Here is a 20,947-nt window from a genome sequence, read left to right on the forward strand (position 1 = left end):
AAATTTTTATGAAGCATATGAAGAATCATTTTGCCGGAATACTGAGTGTGATTCTGGCGGTAGTATCATTGTCAGGCACCCGTATGCCTGTCGTATCTGCAAATTCAGCAGAGAACGTCACAAAAAAAGAAACAATTGTAAAACTTGATGAAAAATTAGGAGCAGAGCCGGGAAAGGTACTGCAGGAATTAAAGGCGCACGAAAAGGATGGATATTATCTGGGAACGCCTTACAGCGGATCGCCTCTTACAGCAGAGAATTGTATGCGTCCGAATGGTGCGCATGGCGGAAATGGGGCAATGAACTGTACCGGATTTGTCGCATATGTTCTGGAAAAATGCGGGGCAGATCTTTCGGGGATTGCAAAAGGCAGTCTCCGTGGCGGAAAGGTCAATGCAAGTAACTGGTTCCATTGGATGACGGACAATGCGGTGGAATCTTACCATTATAATACCATTGAAGAGTTGCTTGCAGGTGGAAAGGCACAAAAAGGGGACGTGATCTATTTTGAGCCGGTTTCCTGGGCTGAACCGGATGCAGACTGCCATATCGGATTTTTCTGGGGAGATCATAGCAGTGATAACCGGTTCTGGCATTCGGCCTCCATACCGTCAAGCGGCAATCAGATTTCACAGCTTGTGGCGAAGTCAAGATCTACGGTGTATCTGTTTAAGACAACTCATAATGGCAGTCTGGAGCTTAAAAAAAGTTCTGCCGAGCCGGAGACCACAGCAGATAATCAGCTCTATTCACTTGAAGGGGCAGAGTATACTGTTTATAAAAGTGGTACATCCGAGGCGGTCTGCGTGATCCGGACAGATGAGAAGGGGTATGGAAAGGCAGAGGATCTTCCGGAGGGAACCTATGATATTAAGGAAACGAAAGCACCAAAGGGCTATGTACTGGATACAAAACTGCGTCAGATTACGGTAAATGCCGGACAGACAGCGACCTATGAGTGTCAGGATGTGCCAGAAAAGACAAAGGTGGAAATCCTGATCCGGAAGAAGGATGCAGAAATAGGAAAAAACCAGGCACAGGCAGGACTTTCCCTTGAAGGAGCAGAGTTTTATGTGGGATTTTTTGGCAGTTTCTTTGGTGATCAAAATGAAATCGGAGTAAAGATGCCAATCAGAAGCTGGAAATTGAAGTCAGATGCGGATGGAGTGGTCCGGATGGATGCAGAGCATCTGATCAGCGGGGATCCGTTTTTTGAAAATAATGAGCTTCCGCTTGGCACTGTCACTGTATGGGAAACCAAAGCACCGGAAGGTTATCTGGTAGATACGATTACACATTGTATACAGACCGGAAAAGAGGAAAATGGAGTCTGTAAGCCTCTGGAAATATGGAATCCGGTAGAAATAAAAGAAAAGATCATCCGCGGAGATTTAAAGCTGGTGAAAGCAGCGGATAAGACACTTAAGAGACTGTCAGATATTCCGTTTCAGATCACATCCAAGGCGACAGGGGAAAGCCATGTGATCCTGACGGACAAAAACGGGGAGGCTTCGACGGGAGCATACTGGAATCCACATACCGTCAACACGAATGAGGGGAAGACAAGTGAAGATGGGATCTGGTTCGGGGAAGGAACTCCGGATAATACAAGAGGAGCGCTTCCTTATGGAACGTATCTGGTGGAAGAACTGTCTTGTAAAAATAATGAAGACCGGATGCTGATTCCTGCGTTTGAGGTGGAAGTAACAAAGGAAATGCGAGTAATTGATCTGGGGACACTGACAAATGATGAACATCCCGTACCGGAGATCGGGACAAGAGCATCTGACCGGGAAACGGGAACGCATAACGGGAAACGGACGGATCACGTAACTGTGATCGACCAGGTGAAATGGAAGAATCTGGAGATTGGAAAGGAATATGTGATCAGAGGCATACTGATGGATAAAGCAACAGAAGAACCGGTTATGCAGGATGGAAAAGAAGTGACTGCGGAGAAAAAACTGGTTCCGGATACCGGATCCGGAGAGATTCAGATGGAGTTCACGTTTGATGCGACAGGACTTCAGGGAGAGCAGATTGTTGTATTTGAGGAGGTCTATCTGGAAGAAAAGCTGGTTGTAGCACATGCAGATCTGGAGGATGAAAGACAGAGTGTAACCTATAAAAAAGAAAAAACGCAAAAGAAAGAAGAACCGGAAACTCCCGAGAAACCCAAGGAAACAGCAAAAGCCAAAACCGTTGCGACCGGGGATGGTGCTTATGGAAAAATTCTGGTATTTCTGGCAGCGGTACTTCTGACAGGTTCGCTTATCCTTCGTTTTCTTCTGACACGGATGTGGGGACGAAAGTGGAAACATAGATAGGATGGCATTGCGCTTGACAAATTCTTATGATATAATCGCTAAATAAACAGATACTTTAGCAGATTGCTGAAGTGAATCAGAAAGAATAAGAAGGGTGGAGAACCATGAATTTACTTTATAAGAGTACAAGAGATGCAGAAAAGACAGTAACAGCCTCCCAGGCAATCTTAAAAGGGCTTGCAGATGACGGTGGATTATTTGTACCGGTTTCGATTCCGAAGCTTCCGGTGTCGTTAGGAGAACTCAAAGAGATGACCTATCAGGAAACCGCTTATACAGTCATGAAAGAATTCCTGACAGATTTTACAGAGGAAGAACTGAAGAGCTGTATTGCAAAGGCTTACGACAGTAAGTTTGATACCGAAGAGATCGCGCCGCTTGCAAAAGTGGAGGATGCTTATTATCTGGAACTGTTCCACGGGGCAACGATCGCATTCAAAGACATGGCACTTTCCATTCTTCCACATCTTCTGACCACTTCTGCAAAGAAGAACCAGGTAAAGAATGAAATTGTCATTCTGACAGCAACATCCGGGGATACAGGAAAAGCTGCACTTGCAGGATTTGCAGATGTAGAAGGAACAAAGATTATTGTATTCTATCCGAAGAATGGGGTAAGCCGGGTACAGGAACTTCAGATGGTGACACAGAAAGGGGACAACACTTCGGTTGTTGCAATCCACGGCAATTTTGATAATGCACAGAGCGGTGTGAAAGCAATGTTCGAGAACAAAGAGCTGGAAAAAGAATTAAATGAGGCGGGCTATCAGTTCTCATCTGCCAACTCGATCAACATCGGACGTCTGGTGCCGCAGGTTGTATATTATGTATATGCTTATGCAAAGCTTCTTCAGAATGAAGAGATCGCAGAGGATGAAGAGATCAATGTGGTTGTACCGACAGGTAACTTTGGAAATATTCTGGCTGCATATTATGCAAAGAATATGGGAATCCCGATCGCAAAGCTGATCTGTGCTTCCAATGAGAACAAGGTTCTCTATGATTTCTTCCAGACAGGAACCTATGACCGTAACCGTGAATTCGTTCTTACCACCTCTCCGTCAATGGATATCCTGATCTCCAGCAACTTAGAGCGTCTGATCTACAAGATTTCCGGAGAAGATGCAAGAAAAGATACGGATCTTATGACTGAGCTGAAGACAAAGGGAAGTTACGCGATTACAGGTGAGATGAAAGCAAACCTGGCCGATTTTGCGGCAGGATATGCGACAGAAGAGCAGGTCGCAAAGACAATCCATGATATATATGAAGATACCGGTTATGTAATGGATACCCACACGGCGGTAGCTGCAACGGTGTATAAAGCTTACAGAGAAGACAGTAAAGATGACAGAAAGACAGTAATCGCATCCACAGCAAGTCCATATAAATTTGCAGGAAGCGTTATGTCAGCGATCGATCCGAAGTATAAAGGACAGGATGATTTCAAACTGATCGAGGAGCTTCAGAAAGTATCCGGTACAGAGATTCCGAATGCCATCAAAGAGATCATGAATGCCGAGATCCGTCACAATACAGAATGTGATGTTGATCAGATGGAGCAGACCGTTAAGAATATTCTTGGCGTAAAATAAACAGGAGAAGGCAAAAGAATGAACGGAATGGAAGGAATTTTCGGGATCATTGGTATTGGGGCGGGATTGTATAGCCTGTATGCATGGTTTCAACTTAAATTCAAAGGAATCATCAATACATCAATTCTTGTACCAAAAGATACGAATATAAAGAAGTGTAAGGATAAGGAAGCATACAGGACAGCAGCAGGGCCGAAGCTTCTTGTGCTTGCGGTTGTGCTGATCCTGTATGGCGCAGAAGATCTGTATAATACTTACGTACAGAGTACAGGAAAATTATTCTGGGTGATGTTAGTACTGGTACTTGCAGTACTGGTATGGTTTGCATGGACAGTCAAAAAGCTGAATGCAAAATATTTTTAAAATCAGATCATAAAATAAAGGAAAAGGGAAGGTGCAGACAAAAAGAGCTGCACCTTCTTATTTCATTTGACGGAAAAATTTGTTACAATAAAAGTATTGCATGGCAAAGAAAATGTGACGGGGATAAAAGAAAATGTTATGCGAGAGATGAAATGCCGGAAGATTCCGATCCGTTTCAGGATGGAACCGAATTAAAAGAAGCATTTGACAGACTGAATAAATATGTAGTAGGGTAGATGAGATTTGATGGAAAATGTATTTGAGATATTAAAAGATTTACCAAAGCAGGGGGATTACGTTCTTCTGACAGTGGCAAAAGGATCCGCAGCCGGAGAAAAAGCAATTTTATCGGAGAAAAAAATAATCTGGGAAAGTAAAGAAAATGGTTTCTTTTCAGAACATTTTTCAGAAGCAGGAGACTTGAAAAAATGTGGACTTTATGAAATCAGAGAGCAGCAGGTGTTCTGTGATATAATTGGAGGACAGGAGCATCTGGTCATTTGTGGCGGTGGTCACGTATCAATGCCGGTGATCAAGATCGGGATCATGCTTGGATGGAAGGTCACGGTTCTTGAGGATCGTCCGCAGTTTGCCGACCATGCCAGAAATGCGGGCGCAACGGAAGTAATCTGCCAGCCGTTTGAAGACGCCCTGGATCAGATTGAAGGAGATAAGGATACGTATTTTGTTGTACTGACCAGGGGGCACAGATATGATCAGGTTTGTCTGGAGAAGATCGTTGGGAAGGAACATGCTTATATCGGAATGATCGGAAGCCGGCGAAGAAGTGCGATGGTAAAGCAGGATCTGATTGAAAAAGGCTGCAGCCAGGAAGTGATCGGCGAGATAAAAAGTCCGATTGGTCTGAACATCGGTGCTGAGACACCGGAGGAGATTGGTGTGGCGATCATGGCAGAGATCATTGAAGTGAAGAATCAGAACAAGAGAGTCTGCGGTTATCCGGAAGACTTGCTGGAAGCAATCCTGGATACCGTTCATACGGGAAAGAAGATGCTTGCAACGATCATTACAAGAAAGGGTTCTGCACCAAGAAATGTGGGATCCAAGATGCTGATCCTGGAAGACGGCAGCTGTGTGGGAACCATCGGAGGCGGCTGTATGGAGGCAGAGGTCTTAAGAAAAGCGAGAGTCATGATGCATGAAAATAATACAGAACTAAAGACAGAATATGTGGATATGACCGGAGATGATGCGGAGGAAGAAGGCATGGTCTGCGGCGGTACGATCGAGGTGTTACTGGAACCACTCTGGAATTAAGAAAGGATGGAAAAGGCTGTGAGAGATTCTTATGGACGAACAATTGAATATATGAGAATTTCGATCACAGACCGCTGTAATCTGCGATGCAGGTACTGCATGCCGGATGGCGCAAAGTGGATTCCAATGTCAGAAATCCTGACTTATGAGGAGATTGAACGAATCTGCAGGGAGGCTGTCCGGATCGGGATTACCAGGTTTAAGATTACCGGAGGGGAGCCTCTGGTCAGAAAAGGATGCGCAGATCTGATCCGGATGATCCGGCAGATTCCGGGCACAGAAGAAGTAACAATGACGACAAATGGGGTTCTTCTGGGTGAGAATCTGGAAGATCTTCTTGCAGCGGGGCTGGATGCGGTGAATATCAGTCTGGATACACTGATTCCGGAAAAATATCAGGAGATTACCGGATCAGATGAACTGGAAAGAGTCAGGAAATCCATTTTCATGGCAGAAAAAAGCGGGATCCGGGTAAAGATCAACACGGTCCTGCAAAAAGGAGTCAATGATGAGGAATGGAAAAGTCTGGCAGAGCTAGCAAAAAAGAACAAGCTGGATGTCCGGTTTATTGAATTGATGCCGATTGGACAGGGAAGAGCAGAGGATGGCATTTCCGGTGCCTGGGTGCTTGGAAAACTGAAAGAAGCTTATGGAATAGAAGGAGAGCTTTATCCGTTAGAGGGACGGTTTGGAAACGGACCTGCAGTATATTATCAACTGCCGGGCTTTCAGGGGAAAATCGGTCTGATCAGTGCAGTGCATGGAAAATTCTGTGACAGATGTAACCGGATCCGTATGACATCAACCGGAAAGTTAAAAGCGTGTCTGTGCTATGCAGATACGATCTCCGTTTTTGAGGCAGCAAGAAACGGATCGGAAGAAGAAATCCGGAAATGTCTGGAACAGGCGATCCGTGGAAAACCGAAGATGCATCATTTTGAGGAACAGAATTTTATTACAGAACAGAAAAATATGTCACAGATCGGAGGATAAACATAAAAATGGGAAGACTGAAGGGAATCTGCATCAGTGAAAAGAGAGGAACCGAAAAACATGAGGTTCGTGAAGCCATGGTCAAAGTGGACTGGGGGATTGAAGGAGATGCGCACGGTGGAAAATGGCATCGTCAGATCAGTCTGCTTTCCGATGAAAAGATTCAGGAATTTCGTGCAAAAGGGGCAGAAGTTGCGTATGGTGCATTTGGTGAAAATCTGATCGTGGAGGGATTTGATTTTCGCGCGCTTCCGGTTGGAACAAGATTTCATATCGGAGATGTGGTACTTGAGATGACACAGATTGGGAAAGAATGTCACAGTCACTGTCAGATTTATAAGAGAATGGGTGACTGCATTATGCCAAGAGAGGGTGTTTTTGCAGAAGTCATCACCGGAGGTCATATCAAGGTAGGAGATGAAGTTGTCATGGAACAGGTGAAAAGTGACCGTCCATTTTCAGCGGCAGTTATTACTTTAAGTGATAAAGGGGCTGCCGGAGAACGGGAAGACAAAAGCGGACCTAAGATTGCCGAAATGTTGAAAGATGCCGGATATGATATCAAAGAAACGATTTTGTTACCGGATGAGCAGAAAAAACTGGAAAAAGAGCTGATCAGACTGGCTGATCAGAGGCAGCTTAATGCAATCTTCACCACCGGAGGAACCGGATTCTCGGAGCGGGACCGGACACCGGAGGCGACGGTAAATGTCTGTGACCGGATGGCAAACGGAATTGCAGAGGCAATCCGGAATTATTCGATGATGATCACAAAGCGTGCTATGTTCAGCAGAGCTGTATCAGGTATCCGGAAAAAAACGCTGATCATCAATCTTCCGGGAAGTCCCAAAGCAGTACAGGAAGCACTGGAATTTCTGCTTCCGGAGCTTGAACACGGACTTGGAATCCTCCGGGGAACAGAAGGCGAATGTGCCAGAAAATAAAGAGGTTAAAAAGCATGAGTGAATTTACACATTTTAACGAAAATGGCAATGCAGTGATGGTAGATGTGGGGGCAAAGGCTGAGACAAAAAGAGAAGCACTTGCATCCGGGGTGATCCGTATGTCGGAAGAATGCTTTCAGAAAGTAAAGGAAGGCAGCATGAAAAAAGGAGATGTTCTTGGCGTGGCAAGAATTGCCGGGATCATGGGTGCAAAAAAGACAGCAGAACTGATTCCGCTGTGTCATCTGTTAAACCTTACCAAAGTCGAGATTGATTTTGAATATCTGGAGGAAGAGCATGGAATCCGGGCAATCTGCCACACGGCTTGTACCGGCAGGACCGGTGTGGAAATGGAAGCACTGACCGGGGTAAATACCGCTCTTCTTACAATCTATGATATGTGCAAGGCGATTGACCGGGGAATGGAGATCGGAGAAATCCATCTGCTTGAAAAGTCCGGTGGAAAAAGCGGGAAATGGGTACGTTAAACGCATTTTAATTTCTGGTAAAAAAAGTAAATATCATCAACGATTAACAGTTGAAAAAACACGGCTGATAGTCTATAATAGGCTTTAGAAAACCTGGAATGTTCGAGACTTCCGTATTTTTGAACCTACAATACTTTAAACGGGATTCTTATATCTCTGTAATATGTCAGGCCCTCATTGCGCAGGGGAAGGCAGAAAAGCAGATGCGGTCGCCCACCTAGCGGAGTGCTAGGAGTCAAAAAACGGAAAACGGCATTTCGGGGGACTACAAAAGATAAAGGACAGTTGCGAGAGCAACTGTTTTTTTGGGTTTTCAAAGAAGTGAAAATGTGATAAACTATTTTGAAAAATGAAACTGCCGATAAGATAAATGGAGTTATTATATGATGAAAACGATAAACAAGATTCGGGAAATTACAGGGCAGGTGTCACAAAAGCATGTGGGAGCATACGCGGCTCAGTCTGCTTATTTTTTTGTGCTGAGTATGATCCCGATTATTTTGCTGCTTCTTGCAATCATACAATATACTCCGGTGACAAAAGCAGATGTTATGACTGCAGTGGTAAATTTGTTTCCGGAGACAAATATGCAGGATTTTATGGTTGGCATTGTAAATGAAGTATATAACCAGTCGAAGACGGTCATTCCGATCACTGCGATTGTAGCACTGTGGTCAGCAGGTAAAGGAGTACTTGCGGTTAGTACCGGACTGAACTGTGCATATGAGCTTCGTGAGACACGAAATTATGTATTTTTAAGAATCCGGGCATCCATCTATACGATCCTGTTCATTGCAGCGATCGTGATGGCTCTGGTACTTTCTGTGTTTGGTAATAATATCAGTATTTTTATATATCACAAGATTCCGTTTCTTGCGGAGACGACGGATATGATCATGCGTTTGAGAACGGTGATTTCATTTGTTGTTATGACTGGAATTTCGCTTCTGGTATATCACTTTTTGCCGAACCGGAAGCTTCCGTTCAGGGATCTGATTCTGGGATCTATTTTCTGCTCTCTGGGATGGCTGCTGATCTCATTTGTTTTTTCGATGTATCTGACAATCTTCAAAGGATTTTCCGGTCTGTATGGAAGTATGACGGCGATCATTCTTGTGATGTTGTGGCTGTATTTCTGTATGTATGTGATGCTGTTGGGAGGACTTATTAACTGTATCTGGGTAGATGTAAAGAGGGATATCCTGGAAAAGGATTAGTTCTGCAAAAAGCGGCATCCGGGTTCCGGAATATGATTTTTGCGTAGATAAACGGTGAATCTATCAGATAAAACCGCTTGACATAAAAAAATCATATGTTACAATAATTAAGTATATGACATAACGTAAAAGCAATGACCGTGTAAGTAGTGAACTGTTTTCCGACAGAGAAGGAGAATCCCCGGCTGTAAGTTCTCCCCGGTTCAGGCAGGAAACGAATTTCCCACGTGAGCTGCGTTTTTGAAAATAAAGTAGAAAACGACGTCCCTGCACGTTACGCAGTCCGAGTGCCTGTTATTTCAAATAGCAGGAAACAGGGTGGTACCGCGATTTATCTCGTCCCTTTTCAGGGGCGATTTTTTTATATATTTAGGAAAGTGTTCTTTCCTAATATATAAAAACGCTACGCGAGGATGCGTACTGCGGCGTATAAGGAAGATGTCACAAGCGACCGCCGCAGGTGCCAGAATGTGCCAAGGCACATTCTTTTTTCTGCCACAGGAAATTTTATTTCCTGTTATAGTTGCAAATGAATAGCCAAAACAAGTTTTAAGGAGGATATCATGAAAGAAAGACTTGAGAGCATCAAACAGGAAGCCATTAAGCAGATCCAGGCTTCTGATGTACCGGAGAAATTAAATGATGTACGTGTCAAATTCCTTGGTAAAAAAGGAGAACTGACAGCCGTATTAAAAGGAATGAAAGATGTAGCTCCGGAAGAACGTCCGAAAGTAGGACAGCTTGTAAATGAGACAAGAGCTGCCATCGAAGAACTTCTTGATGAGACAAAGAAGAAAATGGATGCTGCAATCCGTGAAGAAAAATTAAAACAGGAAGTTATTGACGTAACACTTCCTTCCAAGAAAAATACAGTAGGTCATCGTCATCCGAATACAATCGCTCTGGAAGAAGTAGAGCGTATCTTCATCGGTATGGGATATGAAGTTGTGGAAGGACCGGAAGTAGAATATGACCTTTACAACTTTGAAAAACTGAACATTCCAGCAGATCATCCGGCAAAGGATGAACAGGATACATTCTATATCAACAAAGACATCGTGCTTCGTACCCAGACATCACCGGTTCAGGCACGTGTAATGGAACAGGGCAAGCTCCCGATCCGTATGATCGCACCGGGACGAGTATTCCGTTCTGACGAAGTGGATGCAACCCATTCACCATCCTTCCACCAGATCGAAGGACTTGTAATCGACAAAAATATTTCCTTTGCTGACTTAAAGGGAACTCTGGAAGTATTTGCAAAAGAACTTTTCGGACCGGATACCAAGACAAAATTCCGTCCGCATCATTTCCCATTCACAGAGCCAAGTGCAGAAGTAGACGTGTCATGCTTCAAGTGTGGCGGAAAAGGCTGCCGTTTCTGTAAAGGATCAGGATGGATTGAAATCCTCGGTTGTGGTATGGTTCACCCACACGTACTCGAAATGTGCGGAATCGATCCGGAAGAATACACTGGATTTGCATTCGGAGTAGGACTTGAAAGGATCGCCCTTCTCAAATACGAGATCGACGACATGCGCCTCCTCTACGAGAACGATATTCGTTTCCTGAAACAGTTCTAGTGAGCACACAAAGGAAGGAAGCACGAGCGAAGCGAGTATTTACTTCCGTGTGCGAACGGCACGACAAATGTATAAATATAAAGTAAATCAGAAGGAGATATAAAATGGATACTTCATTATCATGGATTAAAGCGTATGTTCCGGATCTTGACGTAACAGCGCAGGAATATACAGACGCAATGACTCTTTCCGGAACAAAGGTAGAAGGTTTTACAAAGCTGGATGCCGATCTGGATAAGATCGTAGTAGGACAGATTGAGAAAATTGAAAAACATCCGGATGCAGATAAACTGATCATCTGCCAGGTAAATGTAGGAACAGAGACCGTACAGATTGTTACAGGTGCTCCGAATGTAAAAGAAGGAGATAAAGTACCGGTTGTTCTGGATGGTGGACGTGTCGCAGGCGGACATGAGCCTGGACAGAGAGTAGAAGGCGGAATCAAGATCAAAAAAGGAAAACTCCGTGGAGTCGACAGCTACGGAATGATGTGTTCCATTGAAGAACTTGGTTCAGACAGAAACATGTACCCGGAAGCACCGGAATATGGAATCTACATTTTTGATGATGACGCGGTTGTCGGAGAAAGTGCAATCAAGGCACTCGGACTGGATGATGTCGTATTTGAATACGAGATCACTTCCAACCGTGTAGACTGCTTCAGCGTGGTTGGCATCGCAAGAGAAGTTGCAGCTACATTCCGCAAAGAATTTAAGCCACCGGTTGTAACACCAACCGGAAATGACGAAGATGTCAATGATTACATCAAAGTAAAAGTAGAAAACACAGACCTTTGCCCACGTTACTGTGCAAGAGTCGTTAAAAATATCAAAATCGGACCTTCACCGAAATGGATGCAGAGAAGACTTTCTTCTGTAGGAATCCGTCCGATCAACAACCTGGTTGATATCACAAACTATGTGATGGAAGAATATGGACAGCCAATGCATGCTTACGATCTGGATACTATTGCAGGCCATCAGATCATCGTCCGCAATGCTGAAAAAGGAGAAAAATTCGTAACACTGGATGGTCAGGAAAGAGAAATGGATGATTCTGTTCTGATGATCTGTGACGGAGAAAAAGCGGTAGGTATTGCCGGAATCATGGGTGGCGAAAATTCCATGATCACTGACAATGTACAGACCATGTTATTTGAAGCGGCATGCTTTGATGGAACCAACATCCGTAAATCCAGCAAGAAAGTCGGACTTCGTACCGATGCATCCGGTAAATTTGAAAAGGGACTGGATCCGAATAATGCAGAGGATGCAATCAACCGTGCCTGCCAGCTGATCGAAGAAATGGGAGCCGGTGAAGTTGTCGGAGGAATGGTTGATGTATACAGCAAGAAAAAAGAGCCTGTACGTGTACCATTTGATGCCGACAAGATCAATGCACTTCTCGGAACCGATATTCCGGAAGAAGATATGATCAAATATTTTGAAAAGATCGACCTGGAATATGATGCAGAAGCAAAAGAAGTGATCGCACCAACCTTCCGTCATGACTTATTCCGTATTGCCGATCTTGCAGAAGAAGTAGCAAGATTCTACGGATATGACAATATCCCGACTACACTGCCTACAGGAGAAGCTACAACCGGTAAACTCTCTTTCAAGCTCCGTGTGGAAGAAGTGGCAAGAAATATTGCAGAATTCTGTGGATTCAGCCAGGGAATGACTTACTCATTCGAAAGCCCGAAGGTATTCGACAAGCTCCTTCTCGACAAGGATGATCCGATGCGTCAGGCAATCCAGATCATGAACCCGCTCGGAGAAGATTACAGCGTTATGCGTACAACATCCCTGAATGGTATGCTGACTTCTCTTGCAACAAACTACAACAGAAGAAATAAAAATGTCCGTCTGTACGAGCTTGGAAATATTTACCTTCCAAAGGCACTTCCACTGACAGAACTGCCGGACGAAAGAATGCAGTTTACACTTGGAATGTACGGAGACGGAGACTTCTTCAGCATGAAGGGTGTTGTAGAAGAGTTCTTTGAAAAAGTCGGACTTCATAAGAAAGAAACTTATGATCCAAATGCAGGAAAGAACTTCCTTCATCCGGGACGTCAGGCAAATATCATTTATGATGGAAAAGTTGTCGGATACATGGGTGAAGTTCATCCGGAAGTTGCAGATATCTATGGAATCGGAGAAAGAGCATACATTGCAGTCATCGATATGCCACAGATCACAGAGCTTGCAACATTTGACAGAAAATACGAAGGAATTGCAAAATACCCGGCAGTCAGCCGTGATATCAGTATGGTAATGCCAAAATCCATCCTGGTAGGACAGGTTGAAGAAGTGATCGAGAACAAGGGTGGCGCTTATCTGGAAAGCTACAAGCTGTTTGATATCTATGAAGGCGCTCAGATCAAAGCCGGATTTAAGTCTGTTGCTTACTCTATCACATTCCGTGCAAAAGATAAGACTCTGGAAGAAGCTGATGTTTCAGCAGCTATGAACCGGATCTTAAAGGCACTGGAAGAAATGGGTATCGAGCTTCGTAAGTAGCGAAAAGAGGTCAAAAGAATGAAACGACAGGATTTTTATTTTGATTTACCGGAAGAGCTGATCGCGCAGGATCCGCTTGAAGACAGATCCAGTTCCAGACTGCTTATTCTTGATAAAAAAACCGGTGCGACCAGTCATCATATTTTCCGTGAGATTAAAGATTACCTCAAACCGGGAGACTGCCTTGTGATCAATGATACCAAGGTCATCCCGGCGAGACTGATCGGTGAAAAAGAAGGAACCGGCGGAAAAGTCGAAGTTCTTCTTTTAAAACGAAAAGAAAATGATGTCTGGGAAACACTTGTAAAACCAGGAAAGAAGATGAAACCCGGAGCAAGAGTCAGCTTCGGGGACGGTCTTCTGAAAGGAGAAGTTCTGGAGGTCGTAGAGGAAGGAAACCGTCTGATCCATTTTGAATACGAAGGAATCTTTGAAGAGATCCTGGACCAGCTTGGACAGATGCCGCTTCCGCCTTATATTACCCACCAGCTGGAGGACAAGAACCGTTACCAGACCGTGTATGCAAAGCATTCCGGATCTGCGGCTGCTCCGACGGCAGGACTTCATTTTACACCGGAGCTTCTGGAAGAAATCAAGGCAGAAGGAGTGGAGATCGCACATGTAACACTTCATGTCGGGCTTGGAACCTTCCGCCCGGTAAAGGCAGACGACATTCTGGATCACCATATGCATTCTGAATTTTACCGGATCGAGGCATCTGAGGCAGAGAAGATCAACCGCGCAAAAGAGAGCGGACACCGGGTAATCTGCGTCGGAACGACAAGCTGCAGAACGGTAGAATCCGCAGCAGATGAAAATGGAAAGCTTAAAGAATGCAGCGGATGGACAGAAATCTTCATCTATCCGGGCTATAAATTCAAGGTACTGGACTGCCTGATCACAAACTTCCATTTACCGGAGTCAACGCTGATCATGCTGGTAAGTGCACTTGCCGGAAGAGAGCATGTGCTTGCGGCATATGAAGAAGCAGTCAGAGAGCGATATCGGTTCTTCAGTTTTGGTGATGCGATGTTTATACAATAGACTCAGAATCCGACAAATGTGAGGTTATGTCAGGGAACAGGAAATAATAAGATATTAACCGGAGAACGGGATTTTTCAGGTCGTGTACGACTTTGAAAAAGCCTGTTCTCCGGTTTTGTATAGGTTGGAAACGATTGAGATTAAAAATTTTATTGAAGGAATGTCCATGGAAAATGCTGTTTTATCCGGCAGAGATAAACGGAACAGATTTGCCGATTCTGCAAAAATATAGTAAGATGATGTATGTGTCAAACGTATAAATTGCATAGCAATGAAGCAATCGGGGCACATACTAAGATGAAAAAGGCTATAAAAACAAGAGCACAAAAGGAGACAGAAGATGGACTACGCAGAATATATCAGAGAACGAAACGAAAAAAATAACTTTGCAAGACTGATTGACCTGAAATTAGATGAAGTGACGGAGCATGGTGCAATTGCAAGCATGCCAATTACAACAAAGCATTTGAATCCGTTCGGTGCGGTACACGGTGGATGTCTCTATACGATCGCAGATGTGGTTGCCGGAAGTGCAGCGAATGCACATGGAAAACCGGCGGTAACACTGGATTCGGATTTTCATTTTCTGCGCGCAGGGATTGGAACCACGAAGTTGGTCGGAATGTCAAAGGAACTGAAATGTGGGAAAAAAGTTCTGGTATATTATGTGGAGATCGCGGATCAGAATGAAAAGGTTCTGGCTGAAGGAACCTTTACTTATATGGTGATCGATAAGAAGCAGGATGAGCTTGGAAAATAAAGTCAGGTGGATATTCGTAGTTTGTTTTGCTGTTTGATTTGGTTAAAAAGCGGACAGAAATTCATTGATAATTGAGGAGAAGCAGAAAATGAGCATATTTGAGGATGCAGCAATTTTCCGTGGTGTCACAAAGGAGGATGCCAGGCAGATGCTGAACTGTCTGAATCCGGTAGAAAAAACCTATAAAAAAGATGAGATCATCTATTATGCAGGAGATGAGGTCACTTCGATGGGGGTGGTCCTTTCCGGCAGTGTGTTTATTGAAAATGATGATATCTGGGGGAATCACAGTATTCTGGACCGGGCTGGCAGAGGCGAGATTTTTGCAGAAACTTATGCCGCGATTCCGGGACAGAAGCTGATGGTCAATGTCGTTGCGGCAGAAGAAGCAAGGATTTTATTTCTTGATGTGGGAAGGATCCTGAAAGTCTGCTCCAATTCCTGTGTATTTCACCATACACTGATTGAAAATCTGCTGAAGCTTTCCGCAGAGAAGAATCTCCGTCTGTCGAAACGGATTTTCCATATTTCATCAAAATCAATCCGGGGAAGACTGCTGTCGTATCTGTCCTATCAGGCTATGGAAAATGGGAAGAAAGAATTTGATATCCCGTTCAACCGGCAGCAGCTTGCAGATTATCTGAATGTAGACCGATCCGCGATGTCAAATGAGCTTGGGAAGATGCAAAGGGATGGACTTATAGAAGTGGATAGGAAACATTTCCGTATTATTGGCGAAACGGATATATAATCGATATGAAAAATGGAAAAATAACGGAAATAAAATGGATAGATAGTTGAAAAACGTATACTAATATGATAGAGTATAATTAAATAAACAGATGACAGAGAAGGGGAAATACGGATGACGGTAGATGAGATGAAAGAAAAGAAGAGGCAGCTCGGATACAGCAGTGAGAAACTTGCAGAGTTGTCCGGTGTTCCACTTGGAACGGTTCAGAAGATATTCGGTGGATTTACGAAAGCACCGCGATATAAGACTTTACAGTCACTTGAGAAAGTCTTTGCAGAGGCAGAGCAAAAGGAAGATTTGAGTACCGGAGCTTATGTTCCAGGAAAGCAGAATGTGATGATGGTACATGAACCAGCGGCGGCATATCATACCGACGGGAGGAAAGATCAGGGAGGATATACGACGAAAGATTATTTTGCACTTCCGGAAGATGCAAGGACGGAGTTGATTGATGGTGTGTTTTATGACATGGTTTCGCCAAGTGTCATTCATCAGTTGATTGCCGGACAGATTTTCGTACAGCTGAACGTTTTTTTGAGAAAGAAAAAAGCGTCCTGTGTGCCATGCATTGCGCCGGTGGACGTACAGCTGGACTGTGATGACCGGACGATGGTACAGCCGGATGTACTTGTTGTCTGTGACAGGGAGAAGATTAGGAAATCTGGGATATTCGGGGCGCCGGATTTTGTAGCAGAGATTTTATCAAAGGCAACCAGACGAAAAGATATGGTGGTCAAGCTTGCCAAGTACGCACAGGCAGGTGTCAGAGAATACTGGTTGATCGATCCGGATAAGCAGAACGTACTGGTATACGATCTGAAGAATATGGAATTCCCATCCATTTACGGATTTGATGCGGAGATACCAGTTACGATCTTTGGCGGTGAGTGTAAGGTCAATATGCGCGATATCCAGGAATACATGGAGAATGTATGTGGGTTAGGATAAAAGAAAACCATTGCAGGAGAGATGTGATTTCATCAGATCCTGTAATGGTTTTTGCGTATACGATGAGTAAAGTGCAGATTTGTGGAATTTATCTTTCCAGTCCGTGTATCCAGTCTGACTTTAGGAAATAAATCAGAAAAGCGATGGAACTGAGCGCCCAGGTTATCGGGTAAGCCCAGAAGATCATCTGAATGGACGGGATGAATTTTAAAATAATTACGATATAGGAAACTCGGATCAGACACCAGCATACCAGCATGACATACATCGGGACTGTGGATTTACCGGCTCCGCGCATGATTCCTGCCATACAGTGTGAAAAAGCAAGCAGGAAGTAGAAAAAGGTGTCCGTGTGTGCCTGCATGGTCCCGTAGTGGATAACTTCTGCGGTGGAACTGAAAGCAGACAGAAGCTGTGGAGCGGTAAAATGCACGCAGATACCGATCAGCTCAGAGATCGTAAGGGAACAGATCACACCGAATACAGCGCCCTTTTTAGCACGGTCATATTCTTTTGCGCCCAGATTCTGACTGATAAAAGTAGTAAGTGCCAGTGCAAAACAGGTGATCGGAAGGAATCCAAATCCCTGGATTTTCATATAAGAACCACATCCGGCAACCGCCATTTCCCCAAACTGGTTGATATTTGCCTGGACGAATACATTTGCCAGGGAAATGATCGAGTTCTGGAGTCCTGCTGGCAGACCATAAGAAATGATCTGGCGGAGCATATAGGAATCCAGATTGATCCGGTTCAGATGAAGCCGAAACTCCTCCGGACTGCGAAGCAGCTGTACCATACAGAGAATAGCACTTAAAAACTGTGAAATGACAGTTGCAAAAGCGGCAGCACCTACACCAAATCCAAGACCTGCGATCAGTACAAGGTCAAGAATGATATTCGTTACCGAAGAAACGATTAAGTAGATCAGAGGATGGGTACTGTCACCGACGGACTGCAGAATACCGACAAAGAAGTTGTACATGACGAAGGCAAGTGAGCCGGTAAAGTAGATCCGGAAATAAGTAATCGAGTTTGGAAGTACCGCCTCCGGTGTTCCCATAAGCACCAGGATCTGTGGTGCGGCAATGATACCGACAATGGTAAGGATCACGCCGCAGATCAGTCCGAAGCCAACGGTTGTATGGATGGATTTCTGCAGATTCGGAATGTCTCTGGCACCGTAATATTTGGCAACGATGACACCGGATCCGATGGCGATTCCATTAAAAAAACCGACCATAAGAAAGATCAGATTACCGGAAGAGCTGACAGCGGCAAGCGCAGAGCTTCCAAGAAAATTTCCAACGATCAGAGAGTCGGCGGTGTTATATAGCTGCTGAAAAAGGTTTCCCCAGAAAAGCGGGATCGCAAAAGCAACGATACGCTTCCAGATGGAGCCTTCTGTCATCAGTTTTGCAGAAGATTTTGACATAGAATATTTCCCCCGTTTCTTAAGTCATTACTTTTTAGTATAGAATGTGGCAGGGAGAAAGTCAATGAAAATGGGGGAGGGATGTGAAGTCTATAGAGAATAGAATTTTTATAGCCACCAACCACGTTTTGGTGGCTGGTGATATTCATTATAGATAGTTTGTTTGTATTATATTTTTATTTTAACAATTCAGCCAGATAATGTTCATCTTTTCCGTGAGATCCATTATATTTTTTATAGTCATTGATACATCGAACCAGTAAAGCCGGATTGTTACCAAAATATTCTGTATAAAATGCAGTACTGTTATCATATTTTTTCTTACCCAATTTGATGTTAGCCTTTGCAAAATCTTTGGGTTTCATTCCGGACTTTACTTTTTCATAAGCGCCGGTCAGCTGTTCTGCAATGATGAATAGCATTTCTAATTCAGGTTTTGTACAATATTTTTCAACGCTTATAATTTTGGATTTATACTCTGCCGGTATTTTCAGTTTATCGCTTTGTTTATCGCCTATGCGATATATTTTTACTTCGCCTGGATACAAGTTTAATTCTGTTCTTACCTGAGCGGAGGAGTGGATCTGTCTTGCGTGATAGGGAGTCAATCCAAGTAAATCGTCTTCTGTAAATTTCAGGCAGTTATTTTGCAAAAGGATATTTATAATTTCTTTTTCGTTTGGTCCCTCACACATAATCAATAATTTCATTTCTTTAATTCCTTTTTTAAAGCCATGAGTTCTTCGTAATTAACAGCTGTTTGAAAAACATTATTGTAAAACTGTCTGCTTTTCAATAATTCCGGTCTTACGGCATAACCACGATACATATTGGTAAGGTAGACCTTTTCATTTGATTTTGCGATAAAAATATTATCCTGCCGATTAAATAAATCCAGTAGTTCGCAATAATGAGTTGTAAATATTAAGGTTGCCTGATGTCTGTTTACAGATTTATCTTTGTATAAACTAATCATGTTTTCAACCAAAGTCTTATGAAAATGGTTTTCTATTTCGTCTACGATCAGATCAAATCCATTTTGCAATGATGCGACAACTAAAATATATAATAACATACCTTTGGTTGTTCCGCTGGAAAGAAGATACAAAAGTTCTTTATCAGATACCACTTTTTCCTGACTACAAAATAAGATTCTGTAATTATGGTCATCTAACTTTTGTAAATCAGAAATATTTTCATCGAAAATGTTAATTACATTGCTTAAAATATCTGTTGAAATATGAAAATCCTTTAGTGAAGCGAAGAGCAGTCGATAGGTATCTATTCCTTTTCCAAAACTATCAAAGTAAATGGCTCTTGTTGCTTTCTTTTTCAGGATAAAAAATATTTTGGAAGTATCTTCGGGAAGTTCGCCTGCGATTTCTACATCTTCAAAGCTATTGTCAGCATAGATTTCTTTTACTTTACTTTTAAAGTATTTTTTTCTGCGAATTTTCTGATTTGTGAAAATAGCTTTACTTCCAATAGAGTCAGCATTTTTGAGAATGGTTTCATAACGATAAATATATTCATCGTAATAAAAATCCATTAACAATTCAACACCATCAAAACTGTATGATTTAGATTCTAAACGAAAGTCTTCCAAAATTGAAAAACATGCATCCAGAAGCTCTACTGCTGTTGTTTTTCCAGAAGCATTTTTTCCTACAAATGCAACTGTGTTGTACGTGTATAATCCTTCTGTAATCTTTTGTAATTCATATTCTTTATCTTCGGCTGTTTTTTTTGATTTTGCTACAAAATCAATTTCAAAATTTTCCGAACAGTTTTTGAAATGCTTCGCTTTTACATGTAATAATTTCATTGTTTTTCACCTCATTTCTATATAAGTATACCATTTTACGCAAATTTAAACAATGATTTTGTTTAAAAATAATTCTGTAATTATAACTATAGCTTGTGGTATAGGATGGACTATAGTCAATAGTGTGCCCTTTTATTTGAAAAAGAATTATGCTATAGGATTAAATTTATTACGATTTGATGGTATAATAATTTCAAAATCAGAGAGGTATTAAAAGGAATGGAAAAGGACAAAAAGATCATAAACAGATGTAGTGAATGCGGTCTTTATAAGACACCTCAAACAGACATTTGTCCAGAATGTGGAGGTATAATGGATCTGGCGATTAAAGGGGAAGATTTATCCTGGAGTTGCAGACAATGCAGTTATAGTCTTGCGACAACAGCTCAAAAACCATGCTATTGGGATAACAAAAAGTTTGCGAAAGAATGCTATCCACAAATGGAAAAATGTCCTTATGCGGAAAAATAATTTATGGTTAAGGAGAGACTAAAATTGACACTGGAAGAAGTATTTTATAACTTATCTGATGAATATGGAGAAAAATTTAATTGGCGTTTGATTCCATTAACCCAATCAGGAAGAGGTATTTTTATTGACGAATTAAAAAAAGAAATTGGTAAAAACCATTTTTTATACAATAAAAGAGTCTGGGCGGTTGCAAAATGTGAATCAGGCAATAAGGTTTTATATCTGACAGGAAATGAAAAAGGAGAAGACACCTATTATGTTTTTAATTTAACATATTTAGAGCACAATACCGGAAAATTTCCAGACTATGAAGAGCTAGGAGACCTTCATGCAGTGAAAGAATATATGGAAAAATGTAATAGATAAAATTTCAAGAGGACTTGTAAGACCAAAACCT

General features: G+C 42.7%; 19 protein-coding genes, 1 other RNA gene and 1 other annotated feature. Of the genes, 17 read left to right on the top strand and 3 right to left on the bottom strand.

What is annotated here, in order from left to right:
* Positions 1-8 precede the first annotated feature (8 nt).
* The 15 genes from ACYQ5K_RS02790 to ACYQ5K_RS02860 all read left to right on the top strand — a co-directional run bounded on the left by ACYQ5K_RS02790 (position 9) and on the right by ACYQ5K_RS02860 (position 16,819).
* The gene (locus ACYQ5K_RS02790; protein ID WP_459777253.1) at positions 9-2,327 is read left to right on the top strand and encodes a VaFE repeat-containing surface-anchored protein; all 2,319 of its coding nucleotides are present in this window, start codon (positions 9-11) and stop codon (positions 2,325-2,327) included.
* A gap of 104 nt (positions 2,328-2,431) precedes the next feature.
* Complete coding sequence (gene thrC / locus ACYQ5K_RS02795) at positions 2,432-3,922, top strand: threonine synthase (protein ID WP_173688559.1); 1,491 nt, start codon at positions 2,432-2,434, stop codon at positions 3,920-3,922.
* An 18-nt stretch (positions 3,923-3,940) separates the two neighbouring features.
* Entirely contained in the window at positions 3,941-4,285 is a 345-nt protein-coding gene (locus ACYQ5K_RS02800) for a hypothetical protein (protein WP_173688560.1), read from the top strand.
* Between the two features lie 246 nt (positions 4,286-4,531).
* Positions 4,532-5,563, top strand: a complete 1,032-nt coding sequence (locus ACYQ5K_RS02805; RefSeq protein ID WP_178025732.1) for an XdhC/CoxI family protein — start codon at positions 4,532-4,534, stop codon at positions 5,561-5,563.
* Between the two features lie 18 nt (positions 5,564-5,581).
* The gene (gene moaA / locus ACYQ5K_RS02810) at positions 5,582-6,556 is read left to right on the top strand and encodes a GTP 3',8-cyclase MoaA (protein WP_173688562.1); all 975 of its coding nucleotides are present in this window, start codon (positions 5,582-5,584) and stop codon (positions 6,554-6,556) included.
* An 8-nt stretch (positions 6,557-6,564) separates the two neighbouring features.
* Positions 6,565-7,500, top strand: a complete 936-nt coding sequence (locus tag ACYQ5K_RS02815) for an MOSC domain-containing protein (RefSeq protein WP_173688563.1) — start codon at positions 6,565-6,567, stop codon at positions 7,498-7,500.
* 14 nt (positions 7,501-7,514) lie between these two features.
* Positions 7,515-7,988 carry a cyclic pyranopterin monophosphate synthase MoaC gene (moaC, locus tag ACYQ5K_RS02820; protein WP_243259142.1) on the top strand — a complete coding sequence of 158 codons (474 nt, stop codon included), beginning with the start codon at positions 7,515-7,517 and terminating at the stop codon, positions 7,986-7,988.
* Positions 7,989-8,075: 87 nt separating this feature from the next.
* Positions 8,076-8,256, top strand: a non-coding RNA gene (gene ssrS, locus ACYQ5K_RS02825) — 6S RNA.
* 115 nt (positions 8,257-8,371) lie between these two features.
* The gene (locus tag ACYQ5K_RS02830; protein ID WP_173688565.1) at positions 8,372-9,205 is read left to right on the top strand and encodes a YihY/virulence factor BrkB family protein; all 834 of its coding nucleotides are present in this window, start codon (positions 8,372-8,374) and stop codon (positions 9,203-9,205) included.
* 125 nt (positions 9,206-9,330) lie between these two features.
* Positions 9,331-9,552 (top strand) — a binding site (T-box leader).
* 216 nt (positions 9,553-9,768) lie between these two features.
* Complete coding sequence (pheS, locus tag ACYQ5K_RS02835; RefSeq protein WP_008371846.1) at positions 9,769-10,788, top strand: phenylalanine--tRNA ligase subunit alpha; 1,020 nt, start codon at positions 9,769-9,771, stop codon at positions 10,786-10,788.
* A gap of 104 nt (positions 10,789-10,892) precedes the next feature.
* Positions 10,893-13,313, top strand: a complete 2,421-nt coding sequence (gene pheT, locus ACYQ5K_RS02840) for a phenylalanine--tRNA ligase subunit beta (protein WP_173688566.1) — start codon at positions 10,893-10,895, stop codon at positions 13,311-13,313.
* Positions 13,314-13,331: 18 nt separating this feature from the next.
* Positions 13,332-14,357, top strand: a complete 1,026-nt coding sequence (gene queA, locus ACYQ5K_RS02845) for a tRNA preQ1(34) S-adenosylmethionine ribosyltransferase-isomerase QueA (protein WP_173688567.1) — start codon at positions 13,332-13,334, stop codon at positions 14,355-14,357.
* 340 nt (positions 14,358-14,697) lie between these two features.
* On the top strand, positions 14,698-15,117 hold the full coding sequence (locus ACYQ5K_RS02850; protein ID WP_173688568.1) for a PaaI family thioesterase: 420 nt from the start codon (positions 14,698-14,700) through the stop codon (positions 15,115-15,117).
* Between the two features lie 88 nt (positions 15,118-15,205).
* On the top strand, positions 15,206-15,868 hold the full coding sequence (locus tag ACYQ5K_RS02855; protein WP_173688569.1) for a Crp/Fnr family transcriptional regulator: 663 nt from the start codon (positions 15,206-15,208) through the stop codon (positions 15,866-15,868).
* Positions 15,869-15,982: 114 nt separating this feature from the next.
* A complete protein-coding gene (locus ACYQ5K_RS02860; protein WP_173688570.1) occupies positions 15,983-16,819 on the top strand; it encodes a Uma2 family endonuclease in 837 nt (278 codons plus the stop codon).
* Positions 16,820-16,907: 88 nt separating this feature from the next.
* Here ACYQ5K_RS02860 and ACYQ5K_RS02865 read toward each other — a convergent pair whose 3' ends face one another.
* From ACYQ5K_RS02865 to ACYQ5K_RS02875, 3 genes are all read right to left on the bottom strand, one after another.
* The gene (locus ACYQ5K_RS02865; RefSeq protein WP_173688571.1) at positions 16,908-18,254 is read right to left on the bottom strand and encodes an MATE family efflux transporter; all 1,347 of its coding nucleotides are present in this window, start codon (positions 18,252-18,254) and stop codon (positions 16,908-16,910) included.
* 176 nt (positions 18,255-18,430) lie between these two features.
* Complete coding sequence (locus tag ACYQ5K_RS02870) at positions 18,431-18,964, bottom strand: GNAT family acetyltransferase (RefSeq protein WP_173688572.1); 534 nt, start codon at positions 18,962-18,964, stop codon at positions 18,431-18,433.
* Entirely contained in the window at positions 18,961-20,079 is a 1,119-nt protein-coding gene (locus tag ACYQ5K_RS02875) for an AAA family ATPase (RefSeq protein WP_173688573.1), read from the bottom strand. Before ACYQ5K_RS02875 ends, ACYQ5K_RS02870 begins: the two co-directional genes overlap by 4 nt.
* Before the next feature lie 219 nt (positions 20,080-20,298).
* Here ACYQ5K_RS02875 and ACYQ5K_RS02880 point away from each other — a divergent pair, with 219 nt between their 5' ends.
* Both ACYQ5K_RS02880 and ACYQ5K_RS02885 read left to right on the top strand, forming a co-directional pair.
* Positions 20,299-20,550, top strand: a complete 252-nt coding sequence (locus ACYQ5K_RS02880) for a hypothetical protein (RefSeq protein WP_173688574.1) — start codon at positions 20,299-20,301, stop codon at positions 20,548-20,550.
* 24 nt (positions 20,551-20,574) lie between these two features.
* Positions 20,575-20,916, top strand: a complete 342-nt coding sequence (locus tag ACYQ5K_RS02885) for a hypothetical protein (RefSeq protein WP_173688575.1) — start codon at positions 20,575-20,577, stop codon at positions 20,914-20,916.
* Positions 20,917-20,947 lie beyond the last annotated feature (31 nt).

The sequence above is a fragment of the Allocoprococcus similis genome (assembly GCF_054660775.1).